The following is a 14,332-nucleotide window of genomic DNA, read 5'->3' as shown; positions in this document are numbered from 1 at the left end:
TTAAAATTGAGTAATCATATTAAAGTTGATATGTAAGCCCTAATTTTGCAGAACGAATTTCGTTTTGCCCAAGTTCATAAATAAAATTAAGGCTATGCTTTTTTAATCTAACCCCTACTGTGAACCCTCTAAAAGCATTATCTCCATCAAACATATCTGTTTCTTTTATACCAATTAATCCTCCTGCATAAAAGCCCACTGTAAGTGCTTCTTCACTGGACAATTTAAAGACGTATTCTGAAAAGAGGTGATAAGTAAAAAATGATTTTTGATTTACAACAATCAGCTCTGGATCGTTTACTTTAGCCAGGTCAGCTATCTTTTTTTGGTAATCACCAAACTCGTTATTATAAGCCACTTCCACACCCAAAAACCGATAATCAATTTTTGGTCTTGTATAGGTGTAGTTGATTCCACTTTTAAAATTAACATTGTAAAAACTGGCCTTCTTGTCTTTTCTTGCCAAATTTTTATAACCTTCTTTAAATCGATAGGCTCCAAGGGAAGCCCCCAAACCATAGTAATAATTGTAAAATTTTCCGGTGGCATTACGATGAATATGCAGTGATGCTATAGTTTTGGTATCATCAAACGAGCTGTCGTCCTGCATATGGAGACCAAAGCTTAGGTCTCCAGAAATATAAGTTTCACTAGTTTTATGGTCTACATAATGTTGTTTTTCCGTAAAAGACTTTAGGGTTCCGTAAGACCCCGTTGTGTAAACTCTTTCCTCACCACATGACATTAAAAGCAATACGTTAATAATGTAAATTAAAGTTTTCATGACTAAAACGATTAATTATTCAAAACTACAGTAGACCAGAAAAATTGATATCCTACTTCATGGCTGATGGATGATTTAGGACATGTCTCTAAAACAATGGACTCACCTAAATGACAGGGGCTGTTCACTTTTTTCAGTTTACCAAACAATATGGTTCTATTAAGTTTTAAAAGCTTCAATGTTAGAAATTGCAAGTCATTCATATCTGCAATTTACCAGCAGGAAACTTGTTAATCTCCTTATTGGTCAATGCATCTTTTATAAATTCAGGTAATAATTTATCTAAAACCATTAAACATTTATTTATAAAACCTGGTACGATTAGCTTTCGCTTTTTCAACATAGCATTTATAGCTATTCTTGAAGCTTCTTTTGGACTTAGTACCGTATTTCTTGGTATCCAACCTAAAATTCGGTTTTGATAACACAATCTAGTGGTTGTATTTAACCCACCTGGACAAATAGTTGTTACGGAAATATTGTCTTTTTTCAATTCTTTACCCAAGCTTTTTGAAAATGATGTCAAGTATGCCTTAGTAGCACCGTAAACCTGCTTTTTAGGCAATGCAAAAAAGCTGGCCATACTACTTATATTTAATATGGCTGCAGGGCCAACAGCTTTCATATTGCTGAGCAATAGCTTAATTAAGAGTGTTGGGGTGGTTACATTTACAGCTATTTGCTTGAGAATGAAATCCTCGTTCAATCTTTCAAACAAACCTCTACTTAATACTCCTGCATTGTTTACTAGATATTTAATTTGAAGTTTATGTTCTTCCACATATTCAGCAATGTTATAACAGCTTTCAGCTAAACTTAAATCGAGCTCCAAATAGTGGACATCCACATGCATATGTTCTTTGATAAAACTTGACAATTCTGGTAAGCCAGAATTAGGTAAGGCAACAAGCATTAAATTCATTTTTCTATCCGCAAACTCTAAGGTCATGGCTTTTCCAAAACCTTGGCTAGCACCTGTAATTAATGTATATGTTTTCATGATTTCTATAATTTAATTTTCTTATCAAATGGCATTTATTGACATCTAGCTTCAATTTTTCTATTTGACCAGGTTAGAATCAGTTCAGCGAATCGAGGCGCAAATTTTTGCATCACAAAATTTAATTTACCTAACCAGGTAAGCGTTGTTGTAAATTTTCTTCTTCTTATATTATTTAATATGGCATTTGCCACTTGTTTCTTGGTTTGTATATTGGATCCAGACCTTTTTTTTAATTTAATTAATGAACCATTTTCTGAAATAGTTGTTTTACCTCTTTCAATTTCTGTTATGCCAACATATATTAAACCAACATGGATATCAGATTTGGCCTCTTCAATTCTTATGGATTCAGCAATAGCCCTTAATGCCATCTTGGAAGAACAATAGGCTGAGTTTTTTGGTAGCCCCCTTATACCTGCAACGCTTGAGATAAATACTAAACTTCCTTTTGAATTTCTTAAATAAGGCAAAGCTAATTTTGATAGGTTAACCGAGGCAAAAACATTAATATCAAACACTCTTTTAAACACATCTGAATTTAAATTTGAAAATTTACCACGCATAGACACACCTGCGTTATTAACCAAAATATCTAACTTCCCAAAACTATTTATTGTTTTGTCTATCAGTTTTTTTGCATTATCAAGATTAGTAATATCCGCACAAAAAGAATCAACATTTACTCCCTTCAGCCGTAATTCCTTTTCTGCTTTTATCAATTTTTCCTTATTCCTCCCGTTTAGCATTATGCAAGCCCCTTGAGCCCCAAAACATAAAGCCGTAGCTTTACCAATGCCCTGACTAGATCCCGTTATTAATACCACTTTATTTTTTAATGTATATGCTTCCATGATGGTTATTTTGATAAAAAATTAATGGTTCTTTTTAACCCCATATCAAACGGGGTTATTCTATATTCCAATTGAGAAATTGCTTTATTTGAAGAAGCTCCCCTGTTTGTGAACAATGAGTCTAATACCTTAGGGGTTAAAGACCCTCCAAATTCAAATAGTCCATTGAGTTTATAGTATAGCATGAGCGCACCTTTTACCATATTATAGTTAACTTTTAAAATTTTAATCTTACTTTCTGTAAGCGCTTTTATCTTTTTAAAGAGTTGGTTATAACTGGCATTTTCCCCTCCTATAATATATTTTTCGCCGCTTTCGCCTTTCTCTATGGCCAAAAGGTGGGCATTTACCACATCATCGATGTACACATAATTCGCAACAATATCAAGCTTTGAAGGAACGATTAAAAAATCATTTTTTCTAATCATATTCACTAGCTTGTTAACACCGTTGGAATAAGTTTTCAACCCAGGTCCATAAACCCTAGAAAGGTTCAGAATAACACTTGGCAAACCTTTCCTTTCGTAATCCAAAACCAATTCTTCGGCCATACTTTTAGTTAGTTCGTAATCATTCGCATAAGATTCCAACCTAGGCTGAGATTCTGTAATAGGTATATCCTTATACGAAGGACCGAAAACAGAAAGTGTGCTGGAATAAATTACTTTTTTAACGCTTGTTTGTTGGGCAGCTTTCAAAACATTTTCTGTACCCAAAACATTTGCTCTATAAAAGTTATCAACCTTTCTGCATTTTAAATTGGTGTACTCAGCCGAATGAAAAACATAACTGCATCCTTTTATGGCGCTTTCAATAGAACCTAAATCACACACATCGCCTTTTACAGGTATAATATTTTGATGCTTTGGAATTTTTCCCGAATTAAGATCTCTTACCAGCGCAATAACTTCAAACTCTTTATTGGCTAGTTTTAACGCTAATTGATGGCCAACATAACCTGTGGCACCTGTTATAAATACTTTCATGATGTGGTTCTGCTTTTTAAGGTTAAATAATAGAATACCGAAATTTCATAAACAGCAGACAATGCTATGTGTATTAAAAACGCACACCAAACACTATTTGTGAAATAGGTGAACAAGCACAGAATAATACCAAATGGTACCGCGCCTAAAATTTCTTTTTTTGAATCGAAAATATGAATGAGCACATACAGAACAGTACTGTAAAATATGGCCATGTACAGATTGGTAAAATCAAGAAACTTGAATAATAATATACCTCTAAAAAAGTATTCATAGCCCAACAAGAATGTAAACCTTATTAAAAAGTAAACCCATGCATTTGATAAACTATAAGTTTGGACTTGTACTTCCTGAAAGCCTTCATTCTTTTTCACACTAACATAAGATGCCGTAGCAGAGAGAAACGCTACAACAAAGAACAACAAAAGAACATGCAGTTTTGGAATTTCAAGCGAACTTATCAAGTAATTCAAATCGGGGGTTTGGATGTATGAAAGAAGACCAAAAAGAACAATCCCAAAGGCGTGCTTTAAATTTAATAACCGTAAACCGTTTGCAGATAGCAAAGCTGTATACAAATTATTAATTCCTAGTTTATTGTAAACCGAACTGGTGACGAAATACAATGTAAAACAAACACCAATAAAAACCCATATGTAAATTGAATTAGGCATAACTATGCAGGAATTATTATGACATTAAAAAGTCTGCTCACGGCTTCTACCTTAATACATTTTCCGCTTTTGTAATGAAAAATATTGTACTTGCCGTTTTCAAAATCCACTCTGTAACGTCCGTTTCCGATGGGTTGAACTTTTACCATTTTCTTGAGGTTATCGCAAAAAACAGTTTTAACATTAGTGGGCTCGTTATAATAGAGTGTAATTAGATTGCGCTTAATTAAATTGTTTATGTTAACATTATACTTACCCTCTTTGAATACTATTTCATGGTTAACCTTTGTTTTATTGTTAAGTGTTCTATAAACCGAAGAGTACACCAACACGCCTTTTTTGAAGACCGCCTTTTCCCTTCCCTTTACTTTGAATTTGAAAAGAAATTTGGCTTGAATATTGCTTTTCAAATTATAAACTATAGAATCGCCATACCCTTCTTTGTTTATTATAATTGTACCTATAACACTATCGTTTTTTAAAACATTATAGGTAAGCGATTTGTCTTCGTTTACATTTGAAAAGGCTAGTGTACATAAAATGGCAGGCAACAAGAAAACCGACTTTATTTTTAAAGCCACCTTTTTAAGGTTTACCTTGATTTTATTCGTGTTATTACTTTTCCTGAATCTTTTAAGTAGATATAAAATGAGTGCCGGTATCATAACGATTAGTTTTAGATTACTTTTCTAATCGTAAATTTATTGGCTATTAAGCTTTTCAATATCCAAGAAATTCTAAGGTGTAAAAATTAGGATGTCCAACGATAATCTCGGACGGTGTACTACTCCAATTTAGTGTTGTGAACGGTAAGCTGAAGGTGTTTTTGAAGTAAACTTCTTAAAAGCAGAATAAAAGGTAGATTTTGAGTTAAAACCACACTCTAAACCTATGGCTACAATGGTATATTCGCTAAATTCATCATCAGACAAAAACTTTTTTGCTTGTTTTACCCTGAGTGAATTTATAAAATCTGAAAAATTATAATCGCTATAAGAATTGATTAGCTTAGAAAAATAACTCTTGCTCATGCCTAGCTCTAAAGCTGTGGATTCCATACTTAAAAGAGGGTTTAAATAGAGTTTTTGCTTAACAATATAATTTTTTATTTTCTCGAAATCTGCTTGGTGCTTTTCATTAAAGAAGTCATCGCTCAAATCAATATCTTTTGACTCTAAATCAACACCTATTAAAACCTGGTTAGTTTTAATCGAGCTTCTTAAAGATATTCGGTCCTGTACTACGTTGTATTTATAAAAACCTTGATATCCTATCCAATAGAGCAATACCGAAGTACTAAAGCGCAACGGCAAATAGGCTGTTTCATCGCCCGTAAAAATAACAAAAACTAAAGCTACGGCCCAACAGCCAATGACTATAGACCCTATTCGAACAAACCATTTTATCCAATTTAAATCGTCATAAGGCATAATGCCTTCCAATAAATTGTGCCTTTTAAAAATCAATAAATACGTGTTTGTGAAGAAAAAAATAGTATAAAGGAGGTTAAAGGAGTCTTCGATGAGTGTATAGTTATAAATCAGCGTTGTGTCTCTATTTGGCACCTCATGATACACATAAGAAATGAGGCAAAGCCTAATAACAAGCTCTAAAACAAAAACGATTAAGGTTAGCTTAATAAAATTATTAACCTTGTTTTGAACTTTTAAAAAATTAATGGTAAAAGCGTAAAACATAGGTACAATTAACATATACCAAGGCACCTCCAATTGTTGAATCAAAAATAAGTTGCAGACATAATCATTTTCAATAAGCCAACGTTGTAAATTATTTAAGGATAAAAATAAAACCGTTAGGTTAAGAAAAACAATGGTTATATTAAACCTCTTCTTTACACATAAAGTTACCAGGTTAAAACCAAACCCCTGAATAACCCCAGCAATAAGTAAAAAGTTAATAATCTCTACCAAACTCATATACGGCCTATATAAATGTTAAAAAATATTTAAAGGTTTACATAAGCCACTTTAAGCCTCAATATTATAAAGTAAACTAAATTAGGGATAAATTGGCTAGTATTATAAACACTAAACTTTTATAAATATAATCTAAAAACAGATCATAAGCACATAAAGCATTGAGGTTGACCAAAAATTTAAAACAATTTTCAGTAAAAGTAAGATTAATTAACAATTAAGCATTTGTGCTTGGAAGTTGTACCATATTTGCCTTTCAGCGCTTTTTTATGAGCTTTGTTCACAACAACATGATAAAGATAAGCATCAATTATACTTAGTATCAAAGCATTAAAATAATGATAATATTGTTGCTTCTTAGTTTTCATATTCTATTGTGCTAAGTTATGTTTTAGCGAGATAGCCCAACGGCACTTTGCTGATGGTATAAAATTACCTGATACTTTTCACAAACAACTAACAAAATTGTCTAAAAATTCAATTTATTTTATTAAATTTCACAAAATCTACTAAAAACCAACTTGTAATTTTACAAAAAATGCAAGATTTATTTATTCAATCGTTAAAGGAAAAGGCTAAAAACAACACTTCATTTGTAGATGAAGTTGCCAGTATTTTGGATATAGGATACGATGCCGCTTACAGACGGATTAATTTAAAAACTAGCCTTTCCCTAGACGAAAGTGTTAAACTTGCCAGATATTACAAAATCTCACTCAATAAATTATTTGAAGTTGGCAGCCAAGACAGCATTATTGTAGACCTATCTCCTCCAATTTATGATGTTAAGAGCTTAGAACTGTGGATTGAAAAATCAATTGAAAATATTAGCGCTCTTAAAAAGGTAAAAAACGCCGAGTTTATTTATTCGAGTAAAGACATTCCTTTATTTCATACTTTAACGGACTCCTATTTAACCCGGTACAAAATGTACGTATGGCTAAAAGACCTCAGCACAGAAATGGCCAAAAGCAAAATCACTTTTGACGATTGGGTGCTAACCATTCCTAATTCTTTATTAGAAAGGGCGTTCAAATTAGGTGAAATCTACAAGCACATGAATATTAAAGAGCTCTGGAGCGATAACACTATAAACGGCACTCTACAACAGGTACTTTATTATTTTGAAGCGGGATTAGTGTCGAAAAAATTAGCTTTGGAAATTTGCAATGATATACATAGTGTTATTGATCATATTGAAAAGCAGACCATTAACCAGAGTGTTGGAGACAAAGAAAACAACAAGTCGTTCATGCTATACAAATGTGACTTGCACATGCTAACCAATACTATTATGCTTACCACCCCCTTTAGCAAAATATTCTTCACACCTTTTACAGTTTTAAGTTATTTTAAAATAGAGCAAAAAGAAACCTGCGATATGATGTACGAGTTTTTACAAAAACAAATGTCCAACTCCAAATTATTGGCAACCTCGGGCGAAAGAGACCGTACACTTTTCTTTAAAAAAGTGCATCAAAAAATATCTATCGCCAAAGAACGTATTAATATGGATGATAAAATGACCTTCCTGTAAAACGTTAAATGATGTTAAAAACTTGCTTTTTACCTCATTTTCTTTATTTTATAGTTTATGGTTTACACAGATAAAGAAAAATATTCAGATATTTTAGAAGCATCAATAACGTATTTAGAAAATCATGGTTTTGAAAACATCAAGGCCGACTACGAAGGTTACGAAAGCCCAAAATCGTACATAAAAAGAGGTAGCGACATTGCCATTACTCCCGATATAGTCGCTGAAAAAGAAGGGAGAAAACATATTTTCGACATTAGCTTAAAATCAGAAAAACCTAAGCTTTTAAAATCCAAATGGCTATTCCTTAATACGCTTAGCAATCTTAAATCCCATCGTTTCAAATTGATTACCAAACGCGGCCACTATAAGTTCTCTCAAGATATGCTAGACGCTATAAACCTCAGCGACAAGAAACTAATTAAAATTTAATTTTGGCTTTTCAAACAAATCTATGTGACCAAATACAGTTTTAGGTGTCCAAAAACAAAGACTTTATAAAAAAAATAATCTTTTTGTAACATTTAGTCTGTCTTTTACGTATAACTACTAAACGCCCTTTTATTCACGTTATAATTAACAGGAGAAAATTTAGATGAGACAACTTAAAATTACGAAGCAGGTAACCAACAGAGAGACCGCTTCGTTAGACAAATACCTGCAAGAAATTGGAAAAGTTGATTTAATTACTGCCGACGAAGAGGTAGAGTTAGCACAACGCATTAAAGCTGGTGATCAAATTGCCCTAGAAAAATTAACCAAAGCCAATTTACGTTTTGTGGTATCGGTAGCCAAACAATACCAAAATCAAGGCTTAACGCTTCCCGACTTAATTAACGAAGGAAATTTAGGACTTATTAAAGCGGCACAACGTTTTGACGAAACCCGTGGTTTTAAATTTATTTCGTATGCCGTTTGGTGGATTCGCCAATCAATCCTTCAAGCATTGGCCGAACAATCACGTATAGTTCGCTTGCCTTTGAACAAGATTGGTTCTATCAATAAAATCAACAAAACCTTTGCTTTTCTGGAGCAAAGCCACGAGCGCCCACCTTCTGCAGAAGAAATCGCCAAAGAATTAGACATGACCATTAACGATGTTAAGGAGTCGATGAAAAATTCTGGACGTCATGTAAGTATGGATGCCCCTTTAGTTGAAGGCGAAGACTCTAACCTTTATGACGTATTAAATAGTGGAGAATCGCCAAACCCTGATAAAGAATTATTGCACGAATCTTTGCGAACAGAAATTGAACGTGCCCTTGAAACTTTAACACCCCGTGAAGCCGACGTTATTCGTCTTTACTTTGGTTTAGGCAACCAACACCCTATGACTCTAGAAGAAATAGGCGAAACATTTGATTTAACACGCGAGCGTGTAAGACAAATTAAAGAGAAAGCGATACGTAGATTAAAACATACGTCTCGAAGTAAAATATTAAAGACTTATTTAGGATAGTTTCAAATTGAAATTACGACTAAATTACAGTAACAACAGTTACACACATAACTGTTCGTTTTTTGATTGATGAAAGAACCCCCGGCTGATTACCGGGGGTTTATTTTTGATTTCACCAATACATACCTCAGGTTTTTATTAACTTAGTGCTCAACCAATCTTAACAAACCCAATGATTAAAACAATTTGCTACTTAAGCGACTCTGTTAAACATGAATCTTTAGAAAATTTAAAATTGTTATACCTAAAAGCTAGCGCAAACAACAAAAAACAAAATATAACAGGAATTCTTATCTACAAAAACAATACCTTTCTTCAAGTATTGGAAGGAGAAGTAAATGCCGTTGATGAAACCTTTAAAAAAATTAAAGCAGATAAAAGACACCGAAATATATTCAAAGTAATTAGCTCTGAAGTGGACGAACGTATTTTTGAAGATTACAACTTTGGATTTACTATTGTTGACAACAAACAAGCACTAACCGATTTATACCAATACTTAGAATGGCTTAAAGAAGCTGACAGCCCCTATGCAAACAAAGTTATTTTAATGGTTGAAAACTTTATCAACAGTAATTAAGTCAACAAAAAAACCATTACTTTTACCAAAACAAAAACAACCACTTTAATGAATTCTAAACTAATAGCGCCTTCGTTACTTGCAGCAGATTTTGGCAATCTACAACGTGATATCGAAATGGTAAACAACAGTGAGGCAGACTGGTTTCATATAGATGTTATGGATGGGCATTTTGTACCCAATATCTCTTATGGGATGCCTGTAATTGAGGCCATTAAAAAACACGCAATAAAGCCTCTTGACGTTCATTTGATGATTCAAAAACCCGAACGTTACATCGAAGAATTCGCTAAAGTTGGTGCAGATATTATAACCGTGCATTATGAGTCTACCGTACACCTTCACCGCACATTAACACAAATAGAAAATGCTGGCTGTAAAGCTGGTGTTGTATTAAACCTAACAACACCTGTTTCGGTTTTAGAAGATATTTTACCAAAATGCTATATGGTTCTATTAATGTCTATTAACCCTGGTTTTGGCGGGCAAAAATTTGAAGACATAACTTATCAGCGCATAACAAAATTACGCCATATGGCAAACGAACAAGGTTTAAATACCCGTATTGAAATTGATGGTGGCGTTAGTGACAAGAATATCAAACAGCTTGTTGACGCTGGAGCCGACACCTTTGTTGCTGGCAGTTTTATTTTTAAAAGTAACGACCAGGCGAAAACAATAAAAGACTTAAAAGCTAAAGCTAATTTTTAAAACCTTTTGTAAAAATATTTAAGCAAATCCCGGGTTGTTATAATCCCCACTAAAGTGTCATTATCAACAACCGGCAATGCATGAAACTCACGATGGGCCAGAATGTGGGTTACCTCTTTAATACTGGTGTCGCTTGTAACCGTAACAACATCCTTAACCATAACCTGCTCTATAGTAAAATTATTATAAACCACCGAATCAAGCGATCCACTGTCTGCCATTGATTCTTCAGCTTGACTAATCCGCATCAAATCAGTAAAACTCAGCATCCCAATAATAGATTCTTCATATACTACCGGGATATGCTTAATCTTATAACGATTAAACAGTTTCTCTGCGCGCTCTAAGTCGTCTGCCTTTGTTAGAGCGATAATATTTTTTGTCATAATTGAAGAAACGGGTTCAAAAGTTTTCATAGTTATGGTTTTTAAAATTCGAACAATAAAAAAAGTCTCAAAAGCTAATATTTAAGCTGTCATATCGTGTATAAACATTGCCTTACTCGCTCAAAATTGCTTCAACAGATATTTAATAAGATCTGTTGTTGTCACTATTCCCACTAAAGAATTATTATCTACTACGGGCAAAGCATGGAATTCTTGGGTTGCCAAAATTGTAGCCACCTCCTTTATTGAACTAGACGAAGAAACCGTCACAACGTTTTGTTTCATTACATGGCCAATGGTAAACGCATTATACAACATGACATCGGCAGGCATATCGCCCTCATCTGTTACATCGGCAAAACTTAAACGTAGTAAATCGGTATAGCTTAACATTCCTACAACCATTTTATTATCCACGACTGGTATATGCCTAATTTTATGATGCTTAAATAAGTACTCGGCTTTTTCAAGGGAATCTTTTCTGCTCAATGTAACAACACGCTTGGTCATTATCAATGAAATGGGTGCTTTTCGTATCATCTTATTTAGTTTTCAACTTATCATCTTTAAAATTACTAATAGAAACCTTAAAATATTATGATAAAAATCATAACTAAAAGCCATTTGGTTATTAATACAGAACCATCAATAACCTGGAAAATTAAAATTGAGCATTTGTTTTAGTTTACCATAAACCACAGGAAACAACCTGTTGAATTCTTTTGGCGCTTCGACAAATGTTTCTATGATGACAGCCAATAATTCAGAATCGTTTGTCCAAGCATATTGCCTTATAAAGTTTGAAGTTTCAAGCCTATTTTTTAAACGTTTGTTGGTAACAAGTTCTTCCCGAAGCTCGTTAAAGGTATCTACAAATAATATGGAATTAATATCTTCCTGTTTAATGCTATTGTAATGAATAGCATGTGCGAATTCATGAATACCCAAATTTAGTTTATCGTCTTCTATCCTAAACCCTTCAACAAAATTATCCCACGATAGCACCAAGGTTTCAAGCCTTGCATTATACTCACCTTTATGGTATTCTTTGTTTATTTGAGAAAAGTATTTCGTAGGGTAAACAAAAATGTTTTTTATATATTCTATGGTATAGTTCCTAAAACCAAAGGTTAACATAATGGCCGTGGCCGAAATCATAATTCTTGCCTCTTCGGTAATTACAAAACCCTGTTTTCCTTGAATGTTCTTTCTTTTAAGAAATGTGGCCACTCTGTGCCTAAAGTGGCTTTTATGTTTTGAATCAAGCCTATTGTAAAAAGCAAACTGCTCTTCTAATATTTTAATTTGTGCTAGTTTAAGATTTTTTTTAAAGAAATAACAATGAACCAGAATAGGACGCTTGGCAAATGTCGCATAAACCATCTCAAAGGCATCCAAAACAGCGGTTACCAATCTTCTAATATATAACCACAACAACACGATTACCCCACATATTAAAATACCAAGGATAACAGTTCCTAAATAAGAATAAACAACAGATTGTAAGACTATCATAGGCTCCCTGAGTAGCTCGTTCTGACTTTTGTTACATTATAGCTCAAACTAAAACTCAAAATGGACTGCTTAAAAGGTTGCCAACTTACATGAGGAATGGGGCTTGAGCATTGTATCAGTCACAAAATACAACTTTGATTCTTTTAACTAAGATATAAAAGAACCAAAAGAAGATTAAATATGCAAATAGCCCTTAAACATAAACCACTTAATGTACCATAACCCCATTATGGTCTGTAACATTAGAATTTCCAGACTTCAGGCCATGCGCATTAAAAACCAACAGCGGAATTGAGATGTCAGATTCTATATCTTTCACCAAATCTTTATGGAATGCGTTTGCTAGATTCCAACTGTGCTTGCGCTCCAACATGCCCAAAACATTGGCTCTTTCCATATTTAAAATACTCAATAAGCCAGATTTTATTTTCGTAGACGCAATAATTTTAAATGTTATTTCGGGGTAAGACAACTGCTGTAACACCCTATCTTTAAATTCTGCCATCATTGATTTTGCTTTATAAACATCTGTTTTGTAAATATGTATAACATCAATGAGTGCCGAAAAAGGTCTAGCAATTTCAGCGAGTTTTTTTAGTGATAAAATATCACTATCTTCAAAATCTGTGGCATAGACTATAGATGAAACCGTATTATAAGCCATTCTATTTGGTACAATTAACAATGGTGCTTCTATTTCATCCAATAATTCATTGGCTATGTTACCAGAAAAATAACCTCTTGAACTATGGTTATCTTTCATACCAACAATAATTAAATCGGCGTCTAGTATCTTAGAAAGGCGCAAAATACTGTCTGATATGGAATTGTTTTCAACAACATGGGTCGTAATTGGCTTTTGGTGAAATTCATTCTTTAAAGTCTCTTTGCAGTACTTATCTACCAGTTCCATCTGTTCTTTATGTATTCTTCTTTTTACCGATTCTACAGGCTTTATCGATGAGAATGATATGGGAGGAAATTCATACACATGTAAAACATGCAAATCGGCCTTCATAATCGTGCTAAACCGGTAAGCATATTTTAGTGATGATGTATCATTCGCAGTACAGTCTGTAGCATATAATATAGTTTTCATAACATTTTGCTTTAACTGTACAAATTTACCACACCTCTACTGTATTTAAAATGACATTTATCATTGTATCCTAGGTCATATAATAAAATAAAAAATCCGCAATAATCTACTTATTAGATTATTACGGAGTTTTAACAGTGACCCCGGAGGGATTCAAACCCCCAACCCTCAGAGCCGAAATCTGATGCGCTATTCAGTTGCGCCACGGGGCCATTAGAGATATTATTTTAATTTGAAAGCTTTGCCTTTACAATAGTTGAAATGGTTTTACCGTCTGCTTGCCCTGCAAGTTCTTTACTCACAATGCCCATAACTTTACCCATATCCTTCATGCCCGCAGCTCCTGTTTGCTCAATTGTGGCAAGAACAACTTTTTCAATTTCCTCTTCAGTTAATGCTTCGGGTAGAAATTGAGTGATTATATCGGCTTCGGCAAGTTCTGGAGACGCTAAATCTTCACGACCTTGTTCCAAATAAACAGCCGCACTATCGCGTCTTTGTTTTACTTGCTTTTGAAGGATTTTAAGTTCTTGCTCTTCGGTCAATTCCGCTTTGGCTCCATTTTCTGTCTGTGCCAGCAAAATAGCCGATTTAACTGCGCGCAATGCCGCCAATGCCGTTTGGTCTTTCGACTTCATGGCTTCTTTTAAAGCCGACATAACATCTTGTTGTAAACTCATTTTATTTTAAGGATAATGTGTCTGCGAAGATAAAAATAGATTTCTGTCTCGGCAAGAATGCCTTATTTTTTTATTGCAAAAATTTCAATTTTAAACATGAAAAACCCGAAAAGTGAGGGACTCTTCGGGT

General features: G+C 33.7%; 17 protein-coding genes and 1 tRNA gene. 5 read left to right on the top strand and 13 right to left on the bottom strand.

The features are described 5' to 3' along the window. Window positions 1-19: 19 nt before the first annotated feature. The 7 genes from GSB9_02829 to GSB9_02823 all read right to left on the bottom strand — a co-directional run bounded on the left by GSB9_02829 (window position 20) and on the right by GSB9_02823 (window position 6,235). Entirely contained in the window at window positions 20-784 is a 765-nt protein-coding gene (locus GSB9_02829) for a hypothetical protein (protein ID UKM66248.1), read from the bottom strand. Between the two features lie 199 nt (window positions 785-983). Next, window positions 984-1,784 (bottom strand): SDR family NAD(P)-dependent oxidoreductase, encoded by an 801-nt coding sequence (locus tag GSB9_02828; GenBank protein UKM66247.1) that lies wholly within the window; start codon window positions 1,782-1,784, stop codon window positions 984-986. Between the two features lie 35 nt (window positions 1,785-1,819). After that, the gene (locus tag GSB9_02827) at window positions 1,820-2,638 is read right to left on the bottom strand and encodes an SDR family oxidoreductase (protein ID UKM66246.1); all 819 of its coding nucleotides are present in this window, start codon (window positions 2,636-2,638) and stop codon (window positions 1,820-1,822) included. A 5-nt stretch (window positions 2,639-2,643) separates the two neighbouring features. Further along, window positions 2,644-3,624, bottom strand: coding sequence for an NAD-dependent epimerase/dehydratase family protein (locus GSB9_02826; protein UKM66245.1), 981 nt, complete (start codon window positions 3,622-3,624; stop codon window positions 2,644-2,646). Then, window positions 3,621-4,298 (bottom strand): CPBP family intramembrane metalloprotease, encoded by a 678-nt coding sequence (locus GSB9_02825; GenBank protein UKM66244.1) that lies wholly within the window; start codon window positions 4,296-4,298, stop codon window positions 3,621-3,623. The genes GSB9_02826 and GSB9_02825 overlap by 4 nt, the downstream gene beginning before the upstream one ends. 2 nt (window positions 4,299-4,300) lie before the next feature. Then, window positions 4,301-4,963, bottom strand: coding sequence for a hypothetical protein (locus GSB9_02824; protein UKM66243.1), 663 nt, complete (start codon window positions 4,961-4,963; stop codon window positions 4,301-4,303). A gap of 129 nt (window positions 4,964-5,092) precedes the next feature. Next, window positions 5,093-6,235 (bottom strand): helix-turn-helix transcriptional regulator, encoded by a 1,143-nt coding sequence (locus GSB9_02823; GenBank protein UKM66242.1) that lies wholly within the window; start codon window positions 6,233-6,235, stop codon window positions 5,093-5,095. Window positions 6,236-6,773: 538 nt separating this feature from the next. On the opposite strand from GSB9_02823, the gene GSB9_02822 reads away from it, so the two are divergent. From GSB9_02822 to rpe, 5 genes are all read left to right on the top strand, one after another. Beyond that, entirely contained in the window at window positions 6,774-7,772 is a 999-nt protein-coding gene (locus GSB9_02822) for a hypothetical protein (GenBank protein UKM66241.1), read from the top strand. Between the two features lie 57 nt (window positions 7,773-7,829). Beyond that, the gene (locus GSB9_02821; GenBank protein ID UKM66240.1) at window positions 7,830-8,204 is read left to right on the top strand and encodes a hypothetical protein; all 375 of its coding nucleotides are present in this window, start codon (window positions 7,830-7,832) and stop codon (window positions 8,202-8,204) included. A gap of 163 nt (window positions 8,205-8,367) precedes the next feature. After that, window positions 8,368-9,231 (top strand): sigma-70 family RNA polymerase sigma factor, encoded by an 864-nt coding sequence (locus GSB9_02820; GenBank protein UKM66239.1) that lies wholly within the window; start codon window positions 8,368-8,370, stop codon window positions 9,229-9,231. Window positions 9,232-9,403: 172 nt separating this feature from the next. Beyond that, window positions 9,404-9,811, top strand: a complete 408-nt coding sequence (locus GSB9_02819; GenBank protein UKM66238.1) for a BLUF domain-containing protein — start codon at window positions 9,404-9,406, stop codon at window positions 9,809-9,811. Between the two features lie 48 nt (window positions 9,812-9,859). After that, window positions 9,860-10,522, top strand: a complete 663-nt coding sequence (gene rpe / locus GSB9_02818) for a ribulose-phosphate 3-epimerase (protein UKM66237.1) — start codon at window positions 9,860-9,862, stop codon at window positions 10,520-10,522. Here rpe and GSB9_02817 read toward each other — a convergent pair. The 6 genes from GSB9_02817 to GSB9_02812 form a co-directional block, all read right to left on the bottom strand. Then, window positions 10,519-10,938, bottom strand: a complete 420-nt coding sequence (locus GSB9_02817) for a CBS domain-containing protein (GenBank protein ID UKM66236.1) — start codon at window positions 10,936-10,938, stop codon at window positions 10,519-10,521. The two genes, rpe and GSB9_02817, sit on opposite strands and share 4 nt — an antisense overlap. Window positions 10,939-11,028: 90 nt before the next feature. Next, the gene (locus GSB9_02816) at window positions 11,029-11,448 is read right to left on the bottom strand and encodes a CBS domain-containing protein (GenBank protein UKM66235.1); all 420 of its coding nucleotides are present in this window, start codon (window positions 11,446-11,448) and stop codon (window positions 11,029-11,031) included. A gap of 105 nt (window positions 11,449-11,553) precedes the next feature. Continuing rightward, window positions 11,554-12,423: a zinc-dependent peptidase gene (locus GSB9_02815; GenBank protein UKM66234.1), complete on the bottom strand. Its 870-nt coding sequence runs from the start codon at window positions 12,421-12,423 to the stop codon at window positions 11,554-11,556. A 208-nt stretch (window positions 12,424-12,631) separates the two neighbouring features. Next, window positions 12,632-13,522, bottom strand: a complete 891-nt coding sequence (locus GSB9_02814; GenBank protein ID UKM66233.1) for a universal stress protein — start codon at window positions 13,520-13,522, stop codon at window positions 12,632-12,634. A 138-nt stretch (window positions 13,523-13,660) separates the two neighbouring features. Continuing rightward, window positions 13,661-13,734 (bottom strand) — tRNA-Arg (locus tag GSB9_02813). 15 nt (window positions 13,735-13,749) lie between these two features. Next, window positions 13,750-14,202, bottom strand: coding sequence for a GatB/YqeY domain-containing protein (locus GSB9_02812; GenBank protein UKM66232.1), 453 nt, complete (start codon window positions 14,200-14,202; stop codon window positions 13,750-13,752). Between the last annotated feature and the right edge of the window lie 130 nt (window positions 14,203-14,332).

Source organism: Flavobacteriaceae bacterium GSB9 (assembly GCA_022749295.1).
In the GTDB taxonomy this organism is placed as follows: Bacteria; Bacteroidota; Bacteroidia; order Flavobacteriales; family Flavobacteriaceae; genus Flavisericum.
The sequence above is the reverse complement of the archived record's forward strand: the minus strand, read 5'-3'. Positions and strand labels throughout refer to the sequence as shown.

Coding starts and splice junctions, on each gene's coding strand:
- GSB9_02812 (UKM66232.1), bottom strand. CDS start 14,202: ATGAGTTTACAACAAGATGTTATGTCGGCTTTAAAAGAAGCCATGAAG.
- GSB9_02825 (UKM66244.1), bottom strand. CDS start 4,298: ATGCCTAATTCAATTTACATATGGGTTTTTATTGGTGTTTGTTTTACA.
- GSB9_02827 (UKM66246.1), bottom strand. CDS start 2,638: ATGGAAGCATATACATTAAAAAATAAAGTGGTATTAATAACGGGATCT.
- GSB9_02829 (UKM66248.1), bottom strand. CDS start 784: ATGAAAACTTTAATTTACATTATTAACGTATTGCTTTTAATGTCATGT.
- GSB9_02816 (UKM66235.1), bottom strand. CDS start 11,448: ATGATACGAAAAGCACCCATTTCATTGATAATGACCAAGCGTGTTGTT.
- GSB9_02819 (UKM66238.1), top strand. CDS start 9,404: ATGATTAAAACAATTTGCTACTTAAGCGACTCTGTTAAACATGAATCT.
- GSB9_02814 (UKM66233.1), bottom strand. CDS start 13,522: ATGAAAACTATATTATATGCTACAGACTGTACTGCGAATGATACATCA.
- GSB9_02826 (UKM66245.1), bottom strand. CDS start 3,624: ATGAAAGTATTTATAACAGGTGCCACAGGTTATGTTGGCCATCAATTA.
- GSB9_02822 (UKM66241.1), top strand. CDS start 6,774: ATGCAAGATTTATTTATTCAATCGTTAAAGGAAAAGGCTAAAAACAAC.
- GSB9_02828 (UKM66247.1), bottom strand. CDS start 1,784: ATGAAAACATATACATTAATTACAGGTGCTAGCCAAGGTTTTGGAAAA.
- GSB9_02815 (UKM66234.1), bottom strand. CDS start 12,423: ATGATAGTCTTACAATCTGTTGTTTATTCTTATTTAGGAACTGTTATC.
- GSB9_02821 (UKM66240.1), top strand. CDS start 7,830: ATGGTTTACACAGATAAAGAAAAATATTCAGATATTTTAGAAGCATCA.
- rpe (UKM66237.1), top strand. CDS start 9,860: ATGAATTCTAAACTAATAGCGCCTTCGTTACTTGCAGCAGATTTTGGC.
- GSB9_02824 (UKM66243.1), bottom strand. CDS start 4,963: ATGATACCGGCACTCATTTTATATCTACTTAAAAGATTCAGGAAAAGT.
- GSB9_02820 (UKM66239.1), top strand. CDS start 8,368: ATGAGACAACTTAAAATTACGAAGCAGGTAACCAACAGAGAGACCGCT.
- GSB9_02817 (UKM66236.1), bottom strand. CDS start 10,938: ATGAAAACTTTTGAACCCGTTTCTTCAATTATGACAAAAAATATTATC.
- GSB9_02823 (UKM66242.1), bottom strand. CDS start 6,235: ATGAGTTTGGTAGAGATTATTAACTTTTTACTTATTGCTGGGGTTATT.